General features: G+C 62.9%; 22 protein-coding genes. 16 read left to right on the top strand and 6 right to left on the bottom strand.

Annotation, left to right across the window (positions count from 1 at the left end; genetic code table 11):
• The first annotated feature begins 123 nt into the window (after nucleotides 1–123).
• The gene (locus NTD80_RS08695) at nucleotides 124–720 is read left to right on the top strand and encodes a MarC family protein (RefSeq protein WP_262133169.1); all 597 of its coding nucleotides are present in this window, start codon (nucleotides 124–126) and stop codon (nucleotides 718–720) included.
• On the opposite strand, the gene NTD80_RS08690 is transcribed toward NTD80_RS08695, so the two are convergent.
• The 5 genes from NTD80_RS08690 to cobG form a co-directional block, all read right to left on the bottom strand.
• Nucleotides 717–1,496 (bottom strand): hypothetical protein, encoded by a 780-nt coding sequence (locus NTD80_RS08690; RefSeq protein WP_262133168.1) that lies wholly within the window; start codon nucleotides 1,494–1,496, stop codon nucleotides 717–719. The two genes, NTD80_RS08695 and NTD80_RS08690, sit on opposite strands and share 4 nt — an antisense overlap.
• Nucleotides 1,497–1,731: 235 nt before the next feature.
• A complete protein-coding gene (cobJ, locus tag NTD80_RS08685) occupies nucleotides 1,732–3,369 on the bottom strand; it encodes a precorrin-3B C(17)-methyltransferase (RefSeq protein WP_262133166.1) in 1,638 nt (545 codons plus the stop codon).
• A complete protein-coding gene (locus NTD80_RS08680; protein WP_065900262.1) occupies nucleotides 3,369–4,100 on the bottom strand; it encodes a precorrin-2 C(20)-methyltransferase in 732 nt (243 codons plus the stop codon). Before NTD80_RS08680 ends, cobJ begins: the two co-directional genes overlap by 1 nt.
• Nucleotides 4,100–4,726 (bottom strand): precorrin-8X methylmutase, encoded by a 627-nt coding sequence (locus tag NTD80_RS08675; protein WP_016972527.1) that lies wholly within the window; start codon nucleotides 4,724–4,726, stop codon nucleotides 4,100–4,102. The genes NTD80_RS08680 and NTD80_RS08675 overlap by 1 nt, the downstream gene beginning before the upstream one ends.
• Nucleotides 4,719–6,065: a precorrin-3B synthase gene (gene cobG, locus NTD80_RS08670; protein WP_262133163.1), complete on the bottom strand. Its 1,347-nt coding sequence runs from the start codon at nucleotides 6,063–6,065 to the stop codon at nucleotides 4,719–4,721. Before cobG ends, NTD80_RS08675 begins: the two co-directional genes overlap by 8 nt.
• 38 nt (nucleotides 6,066–6,103) lie before the next feature.
• Between cobG and cbiE the strand changes: the two genes are divergently transcribed.
• The 4 genes from cbiE to NTD80_RS08650 all read left to right on the top strand — a co-directional run bounded on the left by cbiE (nucleotide 6,104) and on the right by NTD80_RS08650 (nucleotide 8,922).
• Entirely contained in the window at nucleotides 6,104–7,309 is a 1,206-nt protein-coding gene (cbiE, locus tag NTD80_RS08665; RefSeq protein WP_262133161.1) for a precorrin-6y C5,15-methyltransferase (decarboxylating) subunit CbiE, read from the top strand.
• Nucleotides 7,306–8,028: a cobalt-precorrin-6A reductase gene (locus tag NTD80_RS08660; RefSeq protein WP_262133160.1), complete on the top strand. Its 723-nt coding sequence runs from the start codon at nucleotides 7,306–7,308 to the stop codon at nucleotides 8,026–8,028. The genes cbiE and NTD80_RS08660 overlap by 4 nt, the downstream gene beginning before the upstream one ends.
• 130 nt (nucleotides 8,029–8,158) lie before the next feature.
• Nucleotides 8,159–8,437: a hypothetical protein gene (locus NTD80_RS08655; RefSeq protein ID WP_262133158.1), complete on the top strand. Its 279-nt coding sequence runs from the start codon at nucleotides 8,159–8,161 to the stop codon at nucleotides 8,435–8,437.
• The gene (locus NTD80_RS08650) at nucleotides 8,434–8,922 is read left to right on the top strand and encodes a PIN domain-containing protein (protein WP_120447527.1); all 489 of its coding nucleotides are present in this window, start codon (nucleotides 8,434–8,436) and stop codon (nucleotides 8,920–8,922) included. The genes NTD80_RS08655 and NTD80_RS08650 overlap by 4 nt, the downstream gene beginning before the upstream one ends.
• 255 nt (nucleotides 8,923–9,177) lie before the next feature.
• Here NTD80_RS08650 and NTD80_RS08645 read toward each other — a convergent pair whose 3' ends face one another.
• Nucleotides 9,178–9,429 (bottom strand): DUF6124 family protein, encoded by a 252-nt coding sequence (locus tag NTD80_RS08645; RefSeq protein WP_262133156.1) that lies wholly within the window; start codon nucleotides 9,427–9,429, stop codon nucleotides 9,178–9,180.
• Between the two features lie 520 nt (nucleotides 9,430–9,949).
• Between NTD80_RS08645 and NTD80_RS08640 the strand changes: the two genes are divergently transcribed.
• The 11 genes from NTD80_RS08640 (at nucleotide 9,950) to NTD80_RS08590 (ending at nucleotide 20,728) form a co-directional block, all read left to right on the top strand.
• Nucleotides 9,950–10,252 (top strand): type II toxin-antitoxin system RelE/ParE family toxin, encoded by a 303-nt coding sequence (locus tag NTD80_RS08640; RefSeq protein WP_262133155.1) that lies wholly within the window; start codon nucleotides 9,950–9,952, stop codon nucleotides 10,250–10,252.
• A gap of 3 nt (nucleotides 10,253–10,255) precedes the next feature.
• A complete protein-coding gene (locus NTD80_RS08635; protein WP_120447525.1) occupies nucleotides 10,256–10,543 on the top strand; it encodes an addiction module antidote protein in 288 nt (95 codons plus the stop codon).
• 95 nt (nucleotides 10,544–10,638) lie between these two features.
• Nucleotides 10,639–11,034, top strand: a complete 396-nt coding sequence (locus NTD80_RS08630) for a DUF2946 domain-containing protein (RefSeq protein ID WP_262133154.1) — start codon at nucleotides 10,639–10,641, stop codon at nucleotides 11,032–11,034.
• Nucleotides 11,035–11,081: 47 nt separating this feature from the next.
• Nucleotides 11,082–11,564, top strand: coding sequence for a copper chaperone PCu(A)C (locus NTD80_RS08625; protein WP_262133152.1), 483 nt, complete (start codon nucleotides 11,082–11,084; stop codon nucleotides 11,562–11,564).
• Between the two features lie 11 nt (nucleotides 11,565–11,575).
• A complete protein-coding gene (locus tag NTD80_RS08620; protein ID WP_262133150.1) occupies nucleotides 11,576–11,977 on the top strand; it encodes a DUF2946 domain-containing protein in 402 nt (133 codons plus the stop codon).
• Between the two features lie 93 nt (nucleotides 11,978–12,070).
• Nucleotides 12,071–14,131 carry a TonB-dependent copper receptor gene (locus NTD80_RS08615; protein ID WP_065900248.1) on the top strand — a complete coding sequence of 687 codons (2,061 nt, stop codon included), beginning with the start codon at nucleotides 12,071–12,073 and terminating at the stop codon, nucleotides 14,129–14,131.
• A gap of 85 nt (nucleotides 14,132–14,216) precedes the next feature.
• Nucleotides 14,217–15,599, top strand: a complete 1,383-nt coding sequence (locus tag NTD80_RS08610; RefSeq protein WP_262133147.1) for a PepSY-associated TM helix domain-containing protein — start codon at nucleotides 14,217–14,219, stop codon at nucleotides 15,597–15,599.
• 152 nt (nucleotides 15,600–15,751) lie between these two features.
• Nucleotides 15,752–17,860: a TonB-dependent receptor gene (locus NTD80_RS08605; protein WP_262133146.1), complete on the top strand. Its 2,109-nt coding sequence runs from the start codon at nucleotides 15,752–15,754 to the stop codon at nucleotides 17,858–17,860.
• Between the two features lie 128 nt (nucleotides 17,861–17,988).
• Nucleotides 17,989–18,777 carry an ABC transporter ATP-binding protein gene (locus tag NTD80_RS08600; RefSeq protein ID WP_262133145.1) on the top strand — a complete coding sequence of 263 codons (789 nt, stop codon included), beginning with the start codon at nucleotides 17,989–17,991 and terminating at the stop codon, nucleotides 18,775–18,777.
• Nucleotides 18,774–19,721 carry an ABC transporter substrate-binding protein gene (locus tag NTD80_RS08595; RefSeq protein WP_213550426.1) on the top strand — a complete coding sequence of 316 codons (948 nt, stop codon included), beginning with the start codon at nucleotides 18,774–18,776 and terminating at the stop codon, nucleotides 19,719–19,721. The genes NTD80_RS08600 and NTD80_RS08595 overlap by 4 nt, the downstream gene beginning before the upstream one ends.
• Nucleotides 19,718–20,728: a FecCD family ABC transporter permease gene (locus NTD80_RS08590; RefSeq protein ID WP_262133144.1), complete on the top strand. Its 1,011-nt coding sequence runs from the start codon at nucleotides 19,718–19,720 to the stop codon at nucleotides 20,726–20,728. The genes NTD80_RS08595 and NTD80_RS08590 overlap by 4 nt, the downstream gene beginning before the upstream one ends.
• Nucleotides 20,729–20,959 lie beyond the last annotated feature (231 nt).

Genomic DNA, 20,959 nt, shown 5'->3' with positions numbered 1-20,959 from the left:
CCCCCCCCCCCCCCCCCCCCCCCCCCCCCCGCTCCCACATTGGAGTGTTGTCGCATCACAGATAGCGCTCAGCCACAGGCCTGATAAACTCCCGCTCGCCCTCCTTCGCTGCGAGCTCCCACCATGCTCCACGTGTTATTCAGCGTTTACCTGAAGATGCTGGTGCTCTACAGCCCGTTCTTCGTGCTGTCCTGCTTTATCAGCCTGACCCGCGGCTATTCCAGCAAGGAGCGCCGGCGCCTGGCCTGGAAGGTCGCATTGGCGACCCTGGTATCGAGCGTGTTGCTCTACCTGTTCGGCCGGGCGATTTTCAGCGTGTTCGGCATCACCGTGGACGCGTTTCGCATCGGCGCCGGCAGTGTGCTGTTCATTTCCGCCTTGGGCATGGCCCAGGGCAAGTCCGCAGTGCAGACCGACAACGTGCAGCAGGACGTGACGATCGTGCCGCTGACCATCCCCCTCACCGTCGGCCCCGGCACCATCGGCGCACTGTTGGTGATGGGCGTCAGCCAGCCACATTGGGATGACAAGATCACCGCCATCCTCAGCATTGCCCTGGCCAGCCTCACGGTGGGCGTGGTGCTGTACCTGTCCAACCGGATCGAACGCATTCTCGGTGACCAGGGCTTGCAGATTGTCAGTCGGTTGATGGGGTTGTTTGTGTGCGCCTTGGCCGCGCAGATCATCTTCACCGGCGTACGCGGTTACCTGGTGCCCTAGATCCGGTATTGGGCAATTGCCAGCTGCACCTTGTCGCCGGCGCTTTCGCGCATCAACTGGATGGTTTTTTCGTTGACCACCGAGGTATTCAGCACCAGGCAGGTTTGCCCGCTGAAAGCCTCGAACGACGTACTGTCCCACTCCAGAAACGGCAGGCCCACCTGCTTGCTTACGCCACGGCTGCTGTAGGTCACCAGCACCATCATCACCTCGCCGTCGTTTTCGGCGCAGGACGCCACGCCGAAATCACCGCCCTGATGCAGCGTGCTGTTGCGCTTGAACAGCTCGAACGAAGCGGGGTGTTGCTTCATGGCCTCCAATGCATCGGCCGCCAACTTGGGCAGCGACGCCAGCAGTGGCCCGGCCAATGAGGTCGAGGCGAGCATGGCCGCGATCAGGTTCAGCACCGCCAATTGCACGGTCAGGCCCTTGCCGGAACTTGAGACCCGCTCGAAGCTGCTGCGCAACGGCAACCAGCCCAGGCTGATCATGACCTTGATGAATTCGTCGTACCAGGCCTCGGTACCCCGGTGCATTTTCAACACATCGCTGACGTAGCTGCTGGCCAGCAGATAGCTTTTACGGATGTACTCCCGGTTGATTCCGGACAGGCCCTCGGCAAACGAAATCACACTGTTGTTGACCACGGCCGCATTGCATGGATTATTCGGGTCGAGGGGCACGGCAGGCGGCTTGCCAGGTGCCCCCGGCAACTTGTAGGCGGCAATCAACTTGCGCCTTTTGCTGCTGTTGATCCTTGCGTGATGTCGCTCCATTTTCAGTTCTCCACAAGCCCCCACATGGGGCATGTGTTCACACTAATCCAGCGGCTGCGCGGCTTGCCAGACGACAAACATCGCTTGCAAGGGCACCGCGCAAAACCCAGCCCAGCAATTACTGGGCATGCGTGCCAGCCTTCAGGTTTTCATCGATAAAAAAAGAAAAAGCCCCGAGCCACCGCAGGTAATTCCCTGGGTCACTCGGAGCTTTCTGGCGGCCGTCGAGGCGTTTTCAGCCGATGGGTTTTTCGCCGTACCAGCGCGGCGTGTACACCCAATCACCGCCACCGGCACGGGGGAAGGTGCAGGTAGTGGACGAGCCGATCAGCACCATGGTGCGCATGTCCACCTGCTCCGGCGTGAGCTGGCCCAGGGTTGTGGTGCGCAGGGTCTGGCCGGGGCGACCGATGTCGCGACCCAGCACCACCGGCGTTTCGGGGGTGCGGTGCAGCGCAACGATTTCCAGGGCGCGCCCCAACTGCCACGGCCGCGAACGCGAGATCGGGTTGTAGAACGCCAGGGCCAGGTCGGCCTGGGACGCGAGGTCGAGGCGCTTTTCGATGATCGACCAGGGCTTGAGGTTATCCGACAGCGACATCACGCAGAAGTCATGCCCCAACGGCGCACCGGCCTGGGCGGCAGTCGCCAGCGAGGCCGAAACACCGGGCAGGATCTGCAGGTCGACCTGGTGCCACGCGGGGTCGCTGGACTCGTGCAACGCCTCGATCACCGCCGCCGCCATGGCGAACACACCCGGGTCGCCGGACGATACGACCACCACCGAACGGCCAAGGGCAGCCAGTTCGAAAGCGTGGCGGGCGCGCTGCATTTCTTCACGGTTGTCGGTGCAATGCTGCACCTGATCGTCACGGAACGGCCCGGCCATGCGCACATAGGTTTCATAGCCAAGCACATCGGTGCAGCGCGCAAGTTCGGCCTTCACCGCCGGCACCATCAACTCGGCGGCGCCAGGACCGAGGCCGATGACAGCGAGGCGGCCACGCACACGACCGACCTGCGACACGTCCAGCGGCTGTTCGGCGACGCTGATAGCGATATCCGCGTCTTGCTCCACGGCGGCAAAGCGCAGCGGCACGGCCAATTGCGCCGCCGCTTCGTGCAACGACACGTCGGCCATCTGCGTCTCGCTGGCCAACAGGCAAGCCAGCGATTGCACGGCGATACCCGCTTCGTGCAGCGCGCTGCGCACACGTGTCGCCAACTGCGGACCCGGTTTGCAGGTGACGCACACGGTCTTCGGATAGATCAGCAATTCATGGGCAGCCGGCACGCGCTCGGCACTGCCGACGTGAATCGCCAGGCGCGCCTGCTGATCCTGTGGCAGGTTGGCCTCATCCAGCCAGGGCGCCGCCCCCTCGATGCGCACGCTTGCGCCGGCCAGCAGGTCGGACACAAAGCGCTTGCCGAGGTCCAGGTCAGCCAACTCATAACCCGCAGGCGGGTTGAGCAGGCAGGTGCCGAAACGCAGCTCGCCACTGGTGGTGATGGCCGCGGACACCTCCAACGCACTGGCAATTTCACGGGCCATGACATTCACGCCGCCCAGGCCACCGAGCAGCGGCACCACGGCGCTGCCGTCTTCGGCTACCGCCAGCACGGCGGGCTCTTCACCTTTTTCCAGCAGCAGTGGCGCCAGGGTCCGGATCACGATACCGGCCGCGCACAGCGCGATCAGCGGCGTGCCTTGCTGGTACAACTGGCGCAGGGTCGCGCCGAATTCGCTGTAGGCCTGGTCCGCGCCTTCAACCCGTCCGGCCAGGCCGTGGATCAATGCGCCCGGGTAAACCTGCTGGATCCTGCGCGCGGTGGCCAGGCTGCCCTGGCCCAAAATGACAATCGCCGGATTCATCAACCTTGCCACCGTTCACCGGGCACGATGATCAGCGAGAAGTACGGCGAAGACATCGGCTCGACCTGATCCAGTGGCACGATTTTCTGGTTGGCCATGGTCGCGCGCTCCACATACAGCGCGCGCTCGGCCAGGCCGAGTTCTTCGAGCACCTGGCGCACCTTGGGGAAGTTGCGACCCAGCTTCATGATCACCGCCGCGTCGGCATCTGCCAGGCGGCGCTTGAGGTCATCATGGGGCAACACGCCCGAGAGCACCGACAGGCTCTGGTTGCGATACACCAGCGGCGCGCCGAGTACCGAGGCGCCGCCGAGCATCGAGCACACGCCGGGAATGACCTGGGCCTCATACCGCTCGGCCAGGCGGTCGTGCAGGTACATGTAGGAGCCGTAGAAGAACGGGTCGCCTTCGCAGATCACCGCCACGTCGCGGCCGGCGTCCAGGTGCGCGGCCACGTCGAGGCTGGCAGCGTCGTAGAAGTCGCTGATGACTTGCTCGTACGACAGCGGCGCCGGGAGTATTTCGGTGGTCACCGGGTACACCAGCGGCATCAGGGTCTGCTGCGCGACCAGGTGGTCTTCGATAATGCCGAAGGCGTTGCCCTTCTTGCCCTTGGCCACGAAGTACGCCACCACTGGTGATTCGCGCAGCAGGCGCAGGGCCTTGAGGGTGATCAACTCGGGGTCACCGGGGCCCACGCCCAGGCCAATCAAACGTCCGCGTACCGGCATTATTCGACCTCCGTGGCCAAGGCGTTCACCGCAGCGGCGGCCATCGCACTGCCGCCCAGGCGGCCTTGCATGATCACGAACGGCACGCCACGGCTGTCGGCGGCCAGCATCGCCTTGGACTCGGCAGCGCCGACAAAACCAACCGGGAAACCAAGGATCAACGCCGGCTTCGGTGCGCCGGCGTCGAGCATTTCCAGCAGGTAGAACAAGGCGGTCGGCGCATTGCCGATCACCACTACACTGCCTTCCAGGTGCGGACGCCACAGTTCCAGCGCAGCCGCAGAGCGCGTGTTGCCCAGCTCGCGCGCCAACTCGGGCACGCTGTCGTCGCGCAGGGTGCAGATCACGGCATTGTTGGCCGGCAGCCGCGCGCGGGTCACGCCTTCGGAGACCATCCGCGCATCACACAGAATCGGTGCACCGGCGGCCAGTGCATCGCGGCCGGCCTTGCCTGCGCCTTCAGAGAACTGCAGGCCATCGATGGCCTCGACCATGCCGCATGCATGAATCACGCGCACCGCGAGTTTCTCCAGATCAGCCGGGATACGGTCCAATTTGGCTTCCGCGCGAATAATGGCGAAGGAGTTGCGATAGATCTCCTGACCGTCGCGGATGTAATCAATCATCGGTGTTGCTCCGTGGGCGAGCGCGCAGCAGGGCGCCCGCCGCTTCAATAGAAAGAGTGCGCGCGTGCAGCCGGCCGAAACCGGCGTGGGCTGCATCGCGAAAATACAGGTCGTAGTGGCCGGGGCCCACCGCCAGCAAGGTGACCGGCGCCGTGTGCGCGGCGGCGCAGGACCGTGGGCAACCGGACAGATGCACGTCATGGCCGGGTTGCAAGGCGGCGAGTTGCACGGCGTCGGCCTTGGTGTCGGCCAAGGCCTTGCCGCAGCCGCTGGAGCCGGTGCAGGCAGTCATGTGCGCCAGCGGTTGGTCGACCGAGCAGAGGAAACCCAGCTGCGCCAGGCGTTCGGTCACCGCGTGGGGCTTTTCGATGTTGGGCAACAGCACGCCCTGCCAAGGAGTGAAACGCAGGGTGGCGTCGCCATACTCGCTGGCGAGTTGTGCGGCGCCCTTGAGCATCGCCGCATTCAGGCGCCCCAAGGGTGCGATGGCAGCGACGTAGAACTGGTTTTTCTGCATCTGTGGATAAGTGCCGAGATGCAGCAAGGCACCACTGGGCGGGCGCTTGAAGCCGTCGATTGGCAGCAGCGGCAGATCCAGACGGCTCATTAAGTTATCCACAGGCAGATGGCGCATGCGCGTCTGTTCTGGCGTGGCGAGGTCCAGAAACGCATCCAGCACGGCCACCACCAGTGCATGGCCTTGCGCCAGAGGCACGGCCGCCAGCGGCGCATCCAGCCCCGGACAGCCTGCCAGGCCGAACGCCAGGAGCGTCTCGCCCTTGCGCACGAACGCCGACAGCCACAGGTCATGATGATGCTCGAGCATCGCCAGGGCCTCCCCGCCATCCAGCTGCACGGCGAACTTGGCCGACAACTCATGAAAACGCGGATGGCTTTGCAGGGTGGCCAGGATCTGGTCTGCCAATGGGCGCGTGTCGAACAGCATCTGCGGGTCGATACCCGCGCTGGGGCTGAGCATCAGGTTGCGCACATCGTCGCCGGCGGCATTGCTGGGCCCCAGGCCCGCGGCGAGCAGCAGGGCAATCAGGGCTTCCTGCTCGGCGCCGATCCCACGAATCTGCAGGTTGGCGCGGTTGGTGGCCTCGATCACCCCGCCGGCATAGGCGTGGGCCGCGTCTGCCACAGCGTTGGCCTGGGCCGCCGTGATCGAACCGCCGGCCAGTTTGATCCGGCAAATGCCGCCGTCCAGCGCCTGGACGATACGCAGCAACCCCGGACAAGCCGAGGGGCGCAAGGTATTCAGAGCGGGCGTTGGGTTCACGGGGCTACCGGTTAACGGGTCAAGGCGCGGTATTATGCCTGCTTTGTCCGGCGGCATGAAAAGCCTGCCCGTCGGATGTCGTTCAAGGAATTCATATGTCGCCCTGGCTGACGGTTGTAGGCATCGGTGAAGACGGCTTCAAGGGGCTGGGCAGGAATGCCCGGCACGCCCTGTTGCGCGCCACCCGGATTATAGGCGGCCAACGCCAGCTGGACCTGTTGCCGGTGTGTATTCGCGGCGAGCGACAGTTGTGGCCGAGCCCGTTCTCCCTGGAGCCGGTGCTCGCGCGACGTGGCGAACCGGTGTGCGTGCTGGCCAGCGGCGACCCGATGTTCTACGGCGTAGGCGCCAGTTTGGCGCGGCAGGTGGCGGCTGCCGAGTTGCTGGTTTTGCCGGCGCCTTCATCGGTGTCCCTGGCGGCGGCGCGGTTGGGCTGGCCGTTGCAGGAGGTGGTGACGCTGTCCGTGGTCGCCCGGCCCTTGGCGGCGCTGAATGCGCATCTGGCGACCGGCGTGCGGTTGCTGGTGTTGAGCAATGACGGCAGCAGTCCTGCGTTGATTGCCGCGTCGTTGGCTGAATCCGGGTTCGGGCCCAGCCGGTTGAGTGTGTTTGAACATCTGGGCGGCGTGGATGAAAAGCGCATTGACGGGCTGGCTGGGGATTGGCAACACGCTCGCGTCGCCGATTTGAACCTGGTCGCCATCGATTGCCTGGCCTCCAGCGAAACACCACGCCTGTCACGCCTGGCGGGCCTGCCCGACTCAGCCTTCCAACACGATGGCCAACTGACCAAGCGCGATGTGCGCGCCATGACCCTCGCCCGCCTCGCGCCGATGCCCGGTGAGCTGCTCTGGGACGTGGGCGCGGGCAGCGGCTCCATCGGCATCGAATGGATGCGCACGCACCCGAGCTGCCGTGCGCTGGCGATTGAAGCCGACGCAGGCCGCCAGGGCCTGATCGAACACAACCGCGACGCCCTCGGCGTGCCCGGCCTGCAACTGATCCGCGGCACCGCGCCGCAAGCGCTCAACGGCCTCGAAGCACCGGACGCGATCTTTATCGGCGGCGGCGTCACCCGCGACGGCGTGCTCGACACCTGCTGGCAACACCTGCGTCCTGGCGGTCGGCTGGTGGCCAACGCCGTGACCCTGCAGAGCGAAATGACCCTGATGAACTGGCGCGCGGAGCACGGCGGCGAACTGACCCGCATCCACGTGGCCCAGGCCCAGCCGTTGGGGGCGTTTGATACGTGGCGCCAGGCGCTGCCGATTACCCTGCTGGAAGTGGTCAAGCCGCGATGAAACGCATCTTGCTGTTGGGCGGCGTGACCGAAGCGCTGGCTATCGCACGGACTTTGGGGCCGGAGCATGTTTACAGTTTGGCCGGGGTTGGGCGCGTGCCCACTGACCTGACCTGCCACGTGCGTGTTGGCGGTTACGGCGGCGCTGGGGGCTTGGCCCAGTTTGTCCGGGATGAAGGCATCAGCCTGATCCTCGATGCAACCCACCCCTATGCGGCGCAGATCAGCCGCAATGCCGCCGAGGCCGCGCGGATCAGCGGCATCCCTTGCTGGGCGCTGCGACGCCCGGCGTGGCAACCGCAGCCGGGAGATGATTGGCGCGAGGTCGCTGACTGGGCCGAGCTGATCGACGCTTTGAAACCCTTCAAGCGGCCGCTGTTCACGCTGGGTCGCGAGCCGCTGCAGCACCTCGATGAAATCCCTGCCGACCAATTCTGGACGCTACGCGCGCTCGACGTGTATCCGGGGAATGAACGTTGCGAAGTGATCGGCGCACGTGGGCCGTTTCTGCTCGAAGACGAACGCGCGTTGTTTGCACGGCGCGGAATTGATGTGCTGATCAGCAAGAACAGCGGTAGCACCGCCACCGAGCCGAAACTGGAAGTGGCGCGCGAGCGTGGCGTGCCGGTCTTGGTGTTGAAGCGGCCGGTGTTGGTTGCGGTGGACCGGGAGTTTTTGTCGCCCGCAGAAACAATCGATTCATTGGCAGCGTTCATGTGATAGATCAGGATCATCCGCCAACCTCTATCCGATCTATTTTTACCTTCAAGAGACGGCGATGAACCTCCAACACGAAGTGCTAAACTCCAGAAGCAGTTCAAGCCCGGCCCACCGATATTCAGGAGCTGACATGATAGAAGTTAAAGAGGCTGTTAAAGTTGCAAAAGCAGCAGCCAACGATTTTCTCGGGCAGGAAATGGCGCTGAACGATTTAATGCTTGAGGAAGTAGAGCTAGATCCAAACAAAAAAGCTTGGGCAATCACACTGGGCTTTAACGTCCCAAACCCTAACAAACTCCAGAGAATAGGTGCAGCTCTTTCCGGAGAAATGTTTGAACGAAAATACAAGACCTTCATCATTGACGCGGAGACTGGCGAGTTCCGCTCCATGAAGATCCGTGAGATATGATAGATACTTACATCAAGAAGTATCGAAGAAAAGGAATCATCGTTGACACTAATTTGTTACTTCTGGCACTGATAGGAGGAACGCCCAGCATCGGGGAATTCAAGAGAACACGCGGCTACAGCAATGAAGACTATCAACTTCTGCTTAAAGTAATCGATCAATTTGAAAAGCTCGTTTCAACGCCCCACATTCTCGCTGAAGTCAGCAACCTGACAAATGGACTTTATGGGAGCAAGCTGCACGACTTCTATGAAACGCTAACGCACTCACTTTCCACAATAATCGAGACGCACATTCCAGCCTTGGCTATAAGTCGCGATTATGAGTTGTCACCCTATGGCCTTACAGATGTCGGTATTGTCGCCGCAGCAAAAGATAATTATCTGGTTTTGACTGACGATCTTAGAGTCGCGGGATTTGCTCATCAGCACTGCGTAGATGTCGTCAACTTCAATCACATACGCGAAGCCAGCTGGGAAGTCTAAGGCCGGCCACACGATCACGCTTGTGTACGGGTACCGCAACTCCCGACTGCTGAGTTTGCAGCGGTGTACGGATATAAGAGGTTTAGCTTCCTGCCCCCCTAATGAGCTGTCAGAATTTTCTGATCGCGTACCTCACCTTTCAGACACTGCATTCACTGTAGGCGCTGGCTTGCCAGCGATGGCGCCCGAAAACCCGCCGCCGGCCTCGATGGCCTCATCGCCGGCAAGCCGGCTCCTACCGATTGCAGCGTGTCTTCAGTTCATCGTGGCTGTCGCCTGTCCGACACCATCGTGCACACGGTCAGCGAGCAATTGCGCCAGCTCGATCAACTGCGCGACGCCAAGCAATTCCTCGCGCGGTGCGCCTTCCAGGTTGAAGGCAATGTCGCAACTCAGTGCATTGGCTGAAGCGAGTGTTTCGCTGAGATTGACCAAAAGGTCTTCAGTGCTGATTCCATCGGCCACGGTGAATAGCCGGATGGGAGGATTGGGGGTGGGTTTGATCATTGTGGAACTCCTAAGGAAATGGAGCTGCCACTGATCGCCGCGACGCGATAGGGGGGTGGCAGCTGTACGCAGGTTCGCGGACCGGTCCTCAGGAAACCCGGCATACCCGAAGGTATCCCGCGTACAGCCGCCATAGCGCCGCACAGTAGACGATAAAAAAGCGCCAACTGAAAGCAGACGATGACGCTCAGTGTCCAATAGGAATCCGGGCCGCGACGCCCGTCCGCTGAGTTTTCAGCGGTGTACGGAGACTAGAGATTGAGTGTCCTAGGGACAACCTCAAAGACCTGTCGGAAATTTCTGTTTGTACGCATAACCACCCGGGTGGTCACCGATTTTGCCTCCCCTTAAAAAGCAGAATCTCCCTACAAACACTTCCGAGCCGCCTGGCTGGTTCAGCCCAAAGCCCCCGTCCTAACCTCCCCTCTCGCGGTTTTGCATCAGCCTCCGCGAAGGGGATGCACTGCTTTTGCAGCGCGTCGCATCTTGCCACCTTGTATCCCAAGGAATACGATCCAAGATGATTCAATTTAAGAAGTCAAAACACTTTCTAGAATGGCTTGATTCGTTACGCAGTAAACCCGCGCGAGCACGCGTACTGGCAAGGTTGGACAACGCGCAATGGGGCAACTTTGGAGACTGCGAAGCACTCGGAAATGGTGTTTTCGAAATGCGCATCCACTATGGCCCTGGCTACAGGGTCTATTTCACTCGCAGAGGCGAGGTGGTCTACCTGCTGTTGATCGGCGGCGACAAATCAACTCAGAAACGTGACATTCAGCGCGCAAAACAAATTGCAGAAGACTTTGAAAAAACGGAGTAACTCATGAGTGAATTCACTGACTTCGACGTGGCAGAGCACCTAAAAACCCCAGAGGATATGGCCGAATATCTTGAAGCGTGCTTCGAAGAAGATGCGGGCGACGGGCTTCTGATTCGTTCAGCCCTCAACAACATCGCCCGCGCCCAAGGGATGACCCAAGTAGCCCGCGACGCCGGACTCGGAAGAGAAAGTTTGTACAAAGCCCTTTCCAGCACTGGCAATCCCGAGTTCGCGACTATCATGAAAGTCATGAAAGCATTGGGCCTGAAGCTTCACGCTACGGCGGTCTGACCCACTGCGACACCAAACCACACCGCCCCTTTTTACTTATCCCCCCCGATCAGGCTAAATACCCCCTGATCGTTTAACCCTACGGATTGTCCGCCATGGCCCGTCAACGCTTTGCAATTGCCTGGATCGCCTGCCTTGCAGTGCTGTTCAATGCCTTTGCCATGCCGATGGCCAGTGCCATGCAACAATACCAGGACCCGGTGCAGCAGTTGCTGTGGGGCAGTTTCTGTTCGTCCAACGGCGCCAGCCTGAAGACGATTGCCCTGGGCAAGCTGGAGATTCCAGCGCCGCAGCAGGACGATCACTCCACCATGCAGCATTGCTGGTGTTGCTCGGGCTCGGCGCCGTGGGTGGCGTTGCCGGGGCATGTGCCGCAGTTGTATGTCACGCGGTTCGAGGCCGTGCAGAGCCTGCCGCCGCCGGTATTGCGTAACCCTACCCCGCGCCAGCAATGGCCAAGCCTCAACCCCCGCGCCTCTCCGACGGTCTGATTTTCTTCGCAAGTGAACTGCGTTTAGAACCGTTCTGGAGAACTGCCATGCTCAAATCTTCCCTGCTTCTGGCTGCGTTGTTGCTGCCGGTGTGCGTTGCTGCCAATGCCGATGACTACAAGGCCGGCGACCTGTTGGTCAGCGATCCCTGGTCCCAGGAGTTGCCGCCGAATGCGCCGACCGTCGCAGCGTATTTCGTGATTCATAACACCGGCGAGACACCGGACCGCCTGCTCAGCGTCGACACGCCCGTGGCGGAAAAAGCCGAGTTGCACGAGCACGTGATGCAGGGCGATTTGATGAAGATGCAGCAAGTGCCCAGCGTCGCGGTGCCGGCCAAGGGCGACCTGACCTTCGCGCCGATGGCGTATCACGTGATGCTGCTGGGCCTCAAGGACCGCAGCCTGCTGGCCGATGGCAAACAGTTCCCGCTGACCCTGACCTTCGAAAAAGCCGGCAAGGTCGTAGTCGAAGTGTCGGTGCAAAAAGTGCCGCCGACGGCCCCCAACGCGCATAAGCACGCCCAGTAGGCAGACACTCGATGGGCGCCCCTCGCGCCAGGTTGTCCCCCCGCCACCGCGTGATGCGCGGCAGTTGGATCAGCCTGTTCGCCATGCTGATGATCTTTATCGGTCCGCTGATTTCCCAGGCGATGCCGATGGACCATCACGTCGGCATGTCCATGGAAATGTCCATGGACATGCCGAGTTGCCATGGCGAGCCGCAACCGAAAAGAACCGCCGACGAACACCACGTCCTCTGGGAAAAATGCGGCTATTGCAGCCTGCTGTTCAGTTGCCCCGCGCTGCCGGGCAGCGTGTCCTACCTCAGCCTCGGTAACCCACCGCCGGCCAACGCCCTCACCCCCACCCCACGCCTGGGTCATGCCCGGCAGAGCATCTTCCCCGGCGCCCGCAGCCGCGCGCCGCCCATCGTCTCGTAGGCACCGAGCACCGTTACTTCACCCCGGCCGACTTTAGACAGACAGCCGCAGGCTGCTGGCCGTGTTGTTTACGATTGATTGATGGAATTTGTCATGTCCAGGTTTTCTGCTGACACCCGTATGGGATGTACCCCTGTGCTCGCCGTTTTATGCGGCGCACTCCTGGCGCCACAGGCCCAGGCCGACGAGCATGAACTGAGCCCCACCGTGATCACCGCGATTGCCCCCAGCTCGCCGCTGACCGTGGTCACCAACCCCAAGGACCCGCGCCAGCCGGTGCCCGCCAGCGACGGCGGCGACTACCTCAAGACCATCCCCGGCTTCGCCCTGGTGCGCAACGGCGGCACCAATGGCGACCCGGTGCTGCGCGGCATGTTCGGCTCGCGCCTGAATATCCTCACCAACGGCAGCATGATGCTCGGCGCCTGCCCGGGTCGGATGGATGCGCCGACCTCCTACATTTCGCCGGAAACCTACGACAAGCTCACCGTGATCAAGGGCCCGCAAACCGTGCTGTGGGGCCCCGGCGCATCGGCCGGCACCGTGTTGTTCGAGCGCGAGCCGGAGCAGTTCGGCGCACTCGGTACACGCCTCAACGCGAGTGTGCTGGCCGGCTCCAACGGGCGCTTCGACAAGGTCATTGATGCGGCGGCCGGCGGGCCCCTCGGCTATGTGCGGGTGATCGGCAACCAGGCGCATGCCGACGACTACAAGGACGGCAATCACGACACCGTCGCCTCGCGCTACGACAAGTGGAATGGCGACGTCGCGGTCGGCTTCACCCCGGACGCCGACACCCTGCTGGAACTCACCGCCGGCCGCGGCGATGGCGAAGCGCGCTACGCCGGACGCGGCATGGACGGTTCGCAATTCCTGCGCGAAAGCCTGGGGCTGCGCTTCGAGAAGTCCAACATCGGCGCCGTGCTGGACAAGGTCGAGGCCCAGGTCTACTACAACTATGCCGACCATGTGATGGACAACTACAGCCTGCGCGTGCCCTCGGGCACCGGGATGATGGCCGGGCCCATGGCCGCCAACGTCGACCGCCGCACCCTCGGTGCGCGGGTCAAGGCCACCTGGCGCTGGGCCGATGTGCAACTGATCGGCGGCCTGGATGCGCAGACCAACGAGCATCGCCAGCGCAGCAGCATGGGTATCGATACCTACAAGGATTTGCCCAAGGTCAAGGACGCCAACTTCCACAACTACGGCGCATTCGGCGAACTGACCTGGTACGCCGCCGACCGCGACCGCCTGATCACCGGGGCGCGCCTGGATCGCGCCTCAGCCAAGGATTTCCGGCAAACCCTCGATGCGGGCATGATGCCCAGCCCCAACCCGACCGCCGACAAATCCCGCGCCGACACCTTGCCGTCAGGTTTCGTGCGCTTTGAACACGACCTGGCAGACAGCCCGACCACCGTCTACGCAGGCCTGGGCCATGCCGAGCGCTTTGCCGATTACTGGGAACTGTTTTCCCCGGACAACGGCCCGGCCGGTTCAGTCAACGCCTTCGACAGCATAAAGCCGGAGAAGACCACCCAGCTCGACGTCGGCGCCCAATACAAAACCGCCGACCTCGAAGCCTGGGCCTCGGGATACATCGGCCAGGTCCGCGATTTCATCTTGTTCGACTACCAGCCAGGAATGATGGGCACCACCTCCCAGGCACGCAATGTGGATGCGCGAATCATGGGCGGTGAACTCGGCGCGGCCTACAAGCTGACTCGCCAGTGGAAGGCCGACGCGACCCTGGCCTACGCCTGGGGCAAGAACAGCAGCGACGGCAAGGCCCTGCCGCAAATGCCGCCCCTGGATGCGCGCCTGGGCCTCACTTACAGCGAGGATGACTGGAGCGCCGGTGCCCTGTGGCGCGTGGTTGCGGCGCAGAACCGCATCGACCGGAACAAGGGCAATGTGGTCGGCAAGGACTTCGACAAGAGCGCAGGTTTCGGCGTGTTCTCGCTGAACGCCGCGTACCGCATCAATAAAAACTTCAAGGTCAGTACCGGCGTCGACAACCTGTTTGGCAAGGCCTACGCCGAGCATCTGAACCTGGCGGGTAACGCCGGCTTCGGCTACCCCGCCAACGACCCGCAAGCCATCAAGGAACCGGGGCGCACGCTCTGGACCAAGGTGGACATGAGCTTCTGACGCACACCCTGCAGGCGCCGGTTTGCCGGCGCCTGCAGGTCCTGCGTTTACACCCAATAAATAACGAGCCTGTGCGGAGCACCTGATGACCACTCAAAAGATATCCTTCTACAACCTGGCCTGGCGCTGGCATTTCTACGCCGGCCTGTTTGTCGCCCCCTTCATGGTGTTGCTGGCGCTGACCGGCATCATCTACCTGTTCAAACCCCAGCTCGACCCGCTGATGTACGGCGACCTGCTCAAGGTCCAGAGCGCCGAGCACGCGTTGAGCGCAGACGAGCAACTGCAACGCGCCCAGGCCGCTTTCCCCCAGGGCAAGATCAGCAAGTACCTGCCCCCGGCCGACGCCACCAGCAGCGCACAATTCGTGATGCACGACGGTGGGCGTGAAGTCACGGTGTTCGTCGATCCCTATCGCGGCACCGTGCTCGGCGAACAAGATGCAAAAAACAACCTGCAGGCCATCGCCCGCGCGCTGCATGGCGAGTTGATGATCGGCACCGTCGGTGATCGCCTGGTGGAACTCGCTGCCGGCTGGGGCGTGATGCTGGTGGTGTCGGGCCTGTACCTGTGGTGGCCGCGCGGCAAGTCATCGGCCGGGGTGCTGTGGCCGCGTTTCAATAGCCGCGGCCGCGTATTCTGGCGTGATCTGCATGCGGTCGCAGGCTTCTGGGGCGCGGCGTTTTTGCTGGTGATGCTGCTCAGCGGCATGACCTGGACCGGCTTCTGGGGCAAGCAATACGCCGACCTGTGGAACACGTTCCCGGCAGCCATGTGGAACAACGTGCCGCAGTCCGACCAGCAGGCGCGGGTGCTCAACACCGCCAGCCAGCAGACCGTGCCCTGGGCCATGGAAAACACGCCGATGCCGATGTCCGGCGACCATGCCGAACACATGAATCACTCCGGCCAGCACTCAGGCCCTGCCGCGCCGACCCTGCGCCTGCAACAGGTGGTTGACCTCGCCAACGCGCGCCAGGTCGAGCCCGGCTACAGCATTACTTTTCCTACCACCGCCGAGGGTGTGTTCACCGTCGCGGTATTCGCCAACGACCCGCGCAACGACGCCACCCTGCATGTGGACCAGTACACCGGCAAGGTCCTGGCCGATGTGCGCTGGGACCACTACAACGGCGTGGCGCGGGCCACCGAAACCGGGGTGATGCTGCACGAAGGCAAGATGTTCGGCTGGATCAACCAATTGGTGGTCCTGCTGATCTGCCTGATGATCCTGCTCAGCGCCGTGAGCGGCGTGGTGATCTGGTGGAAGCGCAGGCCTGCAGGCGGCCTGGGGGTTCCGCCGTTGCGCCATGACCTGCCGAAGTGGAAAACCGCGATGGTCATCATGCTCGGGCTGGCGATTGTTTTCCCGTTGGTGGGCGCGTCGTTGATCGTCGTGTGGGTGCTGGATCGCCTGGTGCTGTCGCGGCTGTTCGCCCCACATGAATCCGCCTCAGGTTCGGCATGAAATAGACGAGATGCCCCACTTAGAGGCGTTATGTAGTCTTACGCGGGCTTTCGCCCACGACGCAGTAAGTGTTAACTTATAACACTTGCTGCATACCCCGGCTCGCCGTCCCCTACGGCGAGCACCGCCTCGAAGAAGCGATTTTCCGTCTGATGAACAAGTACCTTGCGTCCGGCCTGTGCCTGCTCGCCCTGCACACCAGCGCCCAGGCCCTGACCCTGCCCGCCAGCTCCGTCACCGCGCCTGCGGTGGATGACGAACGCGTCGACCTGAACACGCCGACCACCGCCGGCTCGCGCCTGAACCTCACGGCCCTGCAAACCCCGGGCAGCGTCGAGAGCCAGACCGGCACGCAGATCCGCGAACGCGGCGACGCCAGCGTGCAGGACGCGATTTCCCGCGCCACCGGCATCAGCCGCACCGGCTCGCCGGGTGACGGCGGCACGTCGCTCTCGGCCCGTGGCTTTACCGGCCAGGGTTCGGTGATGCAGCTGTATGACGGCAACCGTATGTACATGGGCATGGGGACCTCGACCTTCCCGGTGGACACCTGGTCGGTGGAGCGCGTGGACGTTTTGCGCGGCCCGGCATCAGTGCTGTACGGCGAAGGTGCCACCGGTGCGGTGGTCAACACCGTGCCGAAAAAGCCCTTCAGCGGCGAGATCGAAAACCATATCCGCCTCGGCTACGGCTCCTACGACCGCCAGCAGGAAGCCCTGGACAGCGGCGGCTCGCTGACCGATACCCTGAGCTATCGCTTGAACCTCAATCGCCTGCGCAGCAACGGTTTCATCGACCGTGGCGACTCCAGCAGCGACTTCGTCAGCGGCGCGCTGCGCTGGCAGGCGGCAGACAACCTGAGCTTTACCCTGGCCAGCGACTACGGCGACCAGCGCCCGCAAAACTACTTCGGCACCCCGCTGATCAACGGCCAATTGCACAAGGGCCTGCGCGACAAGAACTACAACGTCAGCAACGACATCCAGCACTACAACGACCAGTGGACGCGCCTGACCAGCGAGTGGCAGATCAACGACCATGTCAGCGCCACCAACGAGCTGTACTACCTGAAGAACCAGCGTCGCTGGCAGAACGCCGAGAACTACAACTTCACCGACGGCCAACTCACCCGCAGCGGCAACTTCGGCATCAAGCACAACCAGGAACAGGTCGGTGATCGCCAGACCTTCACCTTCAAGCACACCCTGTTCGGCCTCGACAGCCAGACCGTGACCGGCGTGGAGTACAACCGCATCCGCTTCCGCCTGGCCAGCAACACCCCGTTTAAAGACACCTTCAACGGTGGCCAACCTATCGACGTGAACCACCCGGCGCCTGGACAGTTCGCCAGTAACTCCCCGTTCAAACCGGTGTTCGCCACTACCACCAAGACCGTCGCCGGCTTCGCTGAAAACCGCCTGCAACTCACCGATCAACTGTCGCTGGTCACCGGCATCCGCCGTGACTACGCGCACATTGATCGCGATGATTTGCGCGACGGCAGCCAGAACGACAAGACCCTCACCGGCAACAATTGGAAGGCCGGCCTGGTGTATGCGATCACCCCGGACACGTCGGTCTACGGCCAGTACGCCACCAGCACCGACGGCGTCGGCGGCTTGATTTCCCTGAGCAAGAGCCAGCAGCAGTTCGACCTGTCGACGGCCAAGCAAAGCGAGATCGGCATCAAGCAAACCTTCTGGGACCAACGCGGTGAATGGACGCTGGCCGCCTACCATATCGTCAAGAAGAAACTGCTCACCGACGTGCCGGGCGACCCGGACCAACAGCAGCAAGTCGGCCAGCAATCGTCCAATGGCCTGGAAGCCAGCCTCGACCTGCAACTGCCGAACGCCTGGCAACTGCAAGCCAATGCCGCCTTCGTGCGGGCGCAGTACGACGACTTCAAGCAGGACGTCGACGGCGTACAGGTATCGCGCGACGGCAACCGCCCGGTGGACGTACCGCGCCGCACCGCCAACCTGTGGCTGAGCAAGGCCGTGACCGACGATATCCGCGCCGGCGCCGGTGTGCGTTATGTCGATGCGCGGTATGCCGACATGGCCAACCAGAACGAGTTGCCGAGCTACACCGTGGTCGACGCCACCGTCTCGTGGAAAGCACTGCGCAACACCACCCTGGGCCTGCAGTTGAACAACCTGTTCGACCGCACCTACGCCGTCAGCCAGTACAACGACGGCCAACAGTGGATCCTCGGTGAACCGCGCTCGTTCTTCGTCACGGCGGACTACACCTTTTAGCGGAACCCCATGTGGGAGCTGGCTTGCCTGTGATGGCGGCGGTTCAGGCAGTGCATCTGGACCAGACAAACTGCTATAGCCGGCAAGCCAGCCCCCACCGTTCAATTGTGTTGATCCAGAGAGTAACGATGACTTCACTCACCCTCGCCCAGCTTGGCTGGACCCCACCGGGTCACGACCGCTGCCATCACCGGTTCCAACTGCGTGACGCCAGCCTGCAGGTCGGTGCGGGGGAATTTGTCGGGCTGATCGGGCCCAACGGCAGCGGCAAGACCAGCCTGTTGCGCTGCGCCTACCGGTTCACCCAACCGGAACAGGGTGAAGTGCGGCTCGACCATCGGAACGTGTGGAAGCAAAGCGCCAAGTGGTGCGCGCAACGTATTGCCGTGGTGCTGCAGGAATTTCCGGATGCCTTCGGCCTGCGCGTGGATGAAGTGGTCGCCATGGGCCGCACACCCCATAAGGGTTTGTTTGACAGCGACACGCCGCAGGACCAGCAACTGGTGCAACAGGCGCTGGCGTCGGTGGGCATGCAGGGCTTTGACGACCACGCGTTCGGCACGCTGTCGGGCGGTGAAAAACAGCGCGTCATCCTGGCCCGTGCATTGGCCCAGCAACCGCAACTGTTGATCCTCGACGAGCCGACCAACCACCTCGACCCGCGCTACCAGCTTGAGCTTTTAAGGCTGGTCAAACGCCTGAACATCGGCACCCTGGCCAGCATCCACGACCTGAACCTGGCCGCCGCCTTTTGCGACCGCCTCTATGTGATCGACCACGGACGCATCGTCGCCAGTGGCACGCCCCATCAAGTACTCACCGCCGAGTTGCTGCACGACGTGTTCGGCGTCGAGGCGCTGATCGACACCCATCCCTTGTCCGGCTACCCCCGAATCACCTGGATAACTCAACCATGATCCTGCGCTCCCTGCTGTCTCTCGCCCTGCTGCTCGGTACGGCTCAAGCGTTCGCCGAAGCGACACATTACCCGGTGACCATCAAGAGTTGCAACCGCGACGTGACCTTCCAGGAAGCGCCGCAGCATGCGGTAAGCCACGATATCAACATGACCCAGATGATGCTCGCCCTGGGCCTCAAGCCACGCATGGCCGGCTACAGCGGCGTGACGGGGTGGAAGTCGGTCAGCGCGCAAATGGCCCAGACCCTCGATGGCCTGCCGGAGCTGGCTAGCAAGTATCCCTCGGTGGAAACCCTGCTCAACGCCAATGTGGATTTTTTCTTCGCCGGCTGGGACTACGGCATGCGCGTGGGCGGCGACCTCACGCCGCAAACCCTGCAACCCTTGGGCATCAACGTGTATGAGCTGACCGAGTCGTGCGCTTTTGTCATGAAGCGCCCGGCCGCGACCCTGGACGACACTTACAATGACCTGCGCAACCTGGGCAGGATCTTCGACGTGCAGGACCGCGCCAACGCCCTGATCGCCCAGATGCAGGCGCAGGTCGCCGAGGTGCGCAAGGACCTGCCCGCCGACACACCCCGCGTGTTCCTCTATGACAGCGGCGAAGACCGCGCCATGACCTCCGGCCGCCTGGGCATGCCCCAGGCACTGATCGAGGCTGCCGGCGGGCGCAATATCCTCGACGACGTCGACGCCAGCTGGACGCGCATCAACTGGGAGACCGTGGTCGAGCGCAACCCGCAGGTCATCGTGATCGTCGACTACAGCGAAGTCAGCGCCGACCAGAAGCAGGCCTTCCTGCTCAATAACCCGGCACTGCAGGCGGTGGATGCGATCAAGAACCAGCGTTTTATCGTGATCCCTTACGTGCAAGCCACGCCCGGTATCGATAACGTGCTGGCCGTCGAAACCCTGGCCAAGGGGTTCCACGGCGAATGATCACTCGTCGCTACGCCTTGCTGCTCGCCGCCCTCGGGGCGGTGTTGCTGGTGTCCTGCGTGCTCTCCCTGGGTTTCGGCCCGGCGCGGGTGCCGGTGGACGTGGTGTGGCGCGTCTTGTTGTACAAGGCCTTCGGACTCGGCGAGGTCAACTGGCCGGTCGGGCAGGAGCACATCGTCTGGCTGATCCGAGTGCCGCGCATGTTGCTCGGGGCGCTGGTGGGCGCCGGCCTGGCGTTGATCGGCGCGGTATTGCAGGCCGTCACCCGCAACCCACTGGCGGATCCGCACCTGCTGGGCGTCACCTCCGGCGCTACGCTCGGCGCGGTGATCGTGGTGCTGCATGTCGGCGAAATCATCGGCCTGCTGACCTTGCCCATCGCCGCATTTATCGGTGCGTTGGTGAGCATGCTGGTGGTGCTGGCCGTGGCCAGTCGCAATGGCCGGCTGGAGAGTGATCGCCTGTTGCTGTGCGGTGTGGCGGTGTCGTTCGTGATGATGGCGACGGCCAACCTGCTGCTGTTCATGGGCGACCATCGCGCCGCGTCGGCGGTGATGTTCTGGATGCTCGGCGGCCTCGGCCTGGCGCGTTGGGAACTGCTGATGGTGCCTGCCGCCGTGGTGGTGCTGGGGCTGATGCTGCTGGTGGGCGTGGCGCGGCCGCTGAATGCGCTGATGGCCGGCGAACAGACCGCCGTGACCCTTGGCCTGAACGCCCGCAACGTGCGTCTGCGGGTATTCCTGATCGCCTCATTGATGACCGGCGTGCTGGTGTCGGTGAGCGGCTCCATCGGTTTTGTCGGGCTGATGGTGCCGCACATCGCCCGGCGCCTGGTAGGCGCCGAGCATCGCCGGTTGCTGCCGGTTTGCGCCTTGCTGGGCAGCTTGTTCCTGGTGTGGGTGGATGTGGCCGCGCGCACGCTGATCGCCCCACAAGACCTGCCGATCGGCATTGCCACGGCGGCGATCGGCGGGCTGTTCTTTATAGGCCTGATGCGCAAGCGCTAGGGCTCAAGACGCAGCCCTGTCGCGACAGCGGCCTGCAACTCATCGCGAGGGGCGCCGCTTGGTTATCAAGGCGCCTTTGCCTCCCGGCACTCTTTAGGCGCATCACCTGCACCGCCACCGCCTGGTCGCTCGTTTTTGGTGCGCACAACCCTCCAGCTGCAGGTATGCCCCCGCAAAACCGGGCGGTGCGTCATCGGGCACAGCCTTTGCTAGTACCGTTTTAACGTTCAT

Origin of the sequence: Pseudomonas sp. 13B_2.1_Bac1, assembly GCF_025466155.1 — a bacterium.
In the GTDB taxonomy this organism is placed as follows: domain Bacteria; phylum Pseudomonadota; class Gammaproteobacteria; order Pseudomonadales; family Pseudomonadaceae; genus Aquipseudomonas; species Aquipseudomonas aylmerensis.
Note: the sequence above shows the minus strand (reverse complement) of the source record. Positions and strands in the feature narration are given on the sequence as shown.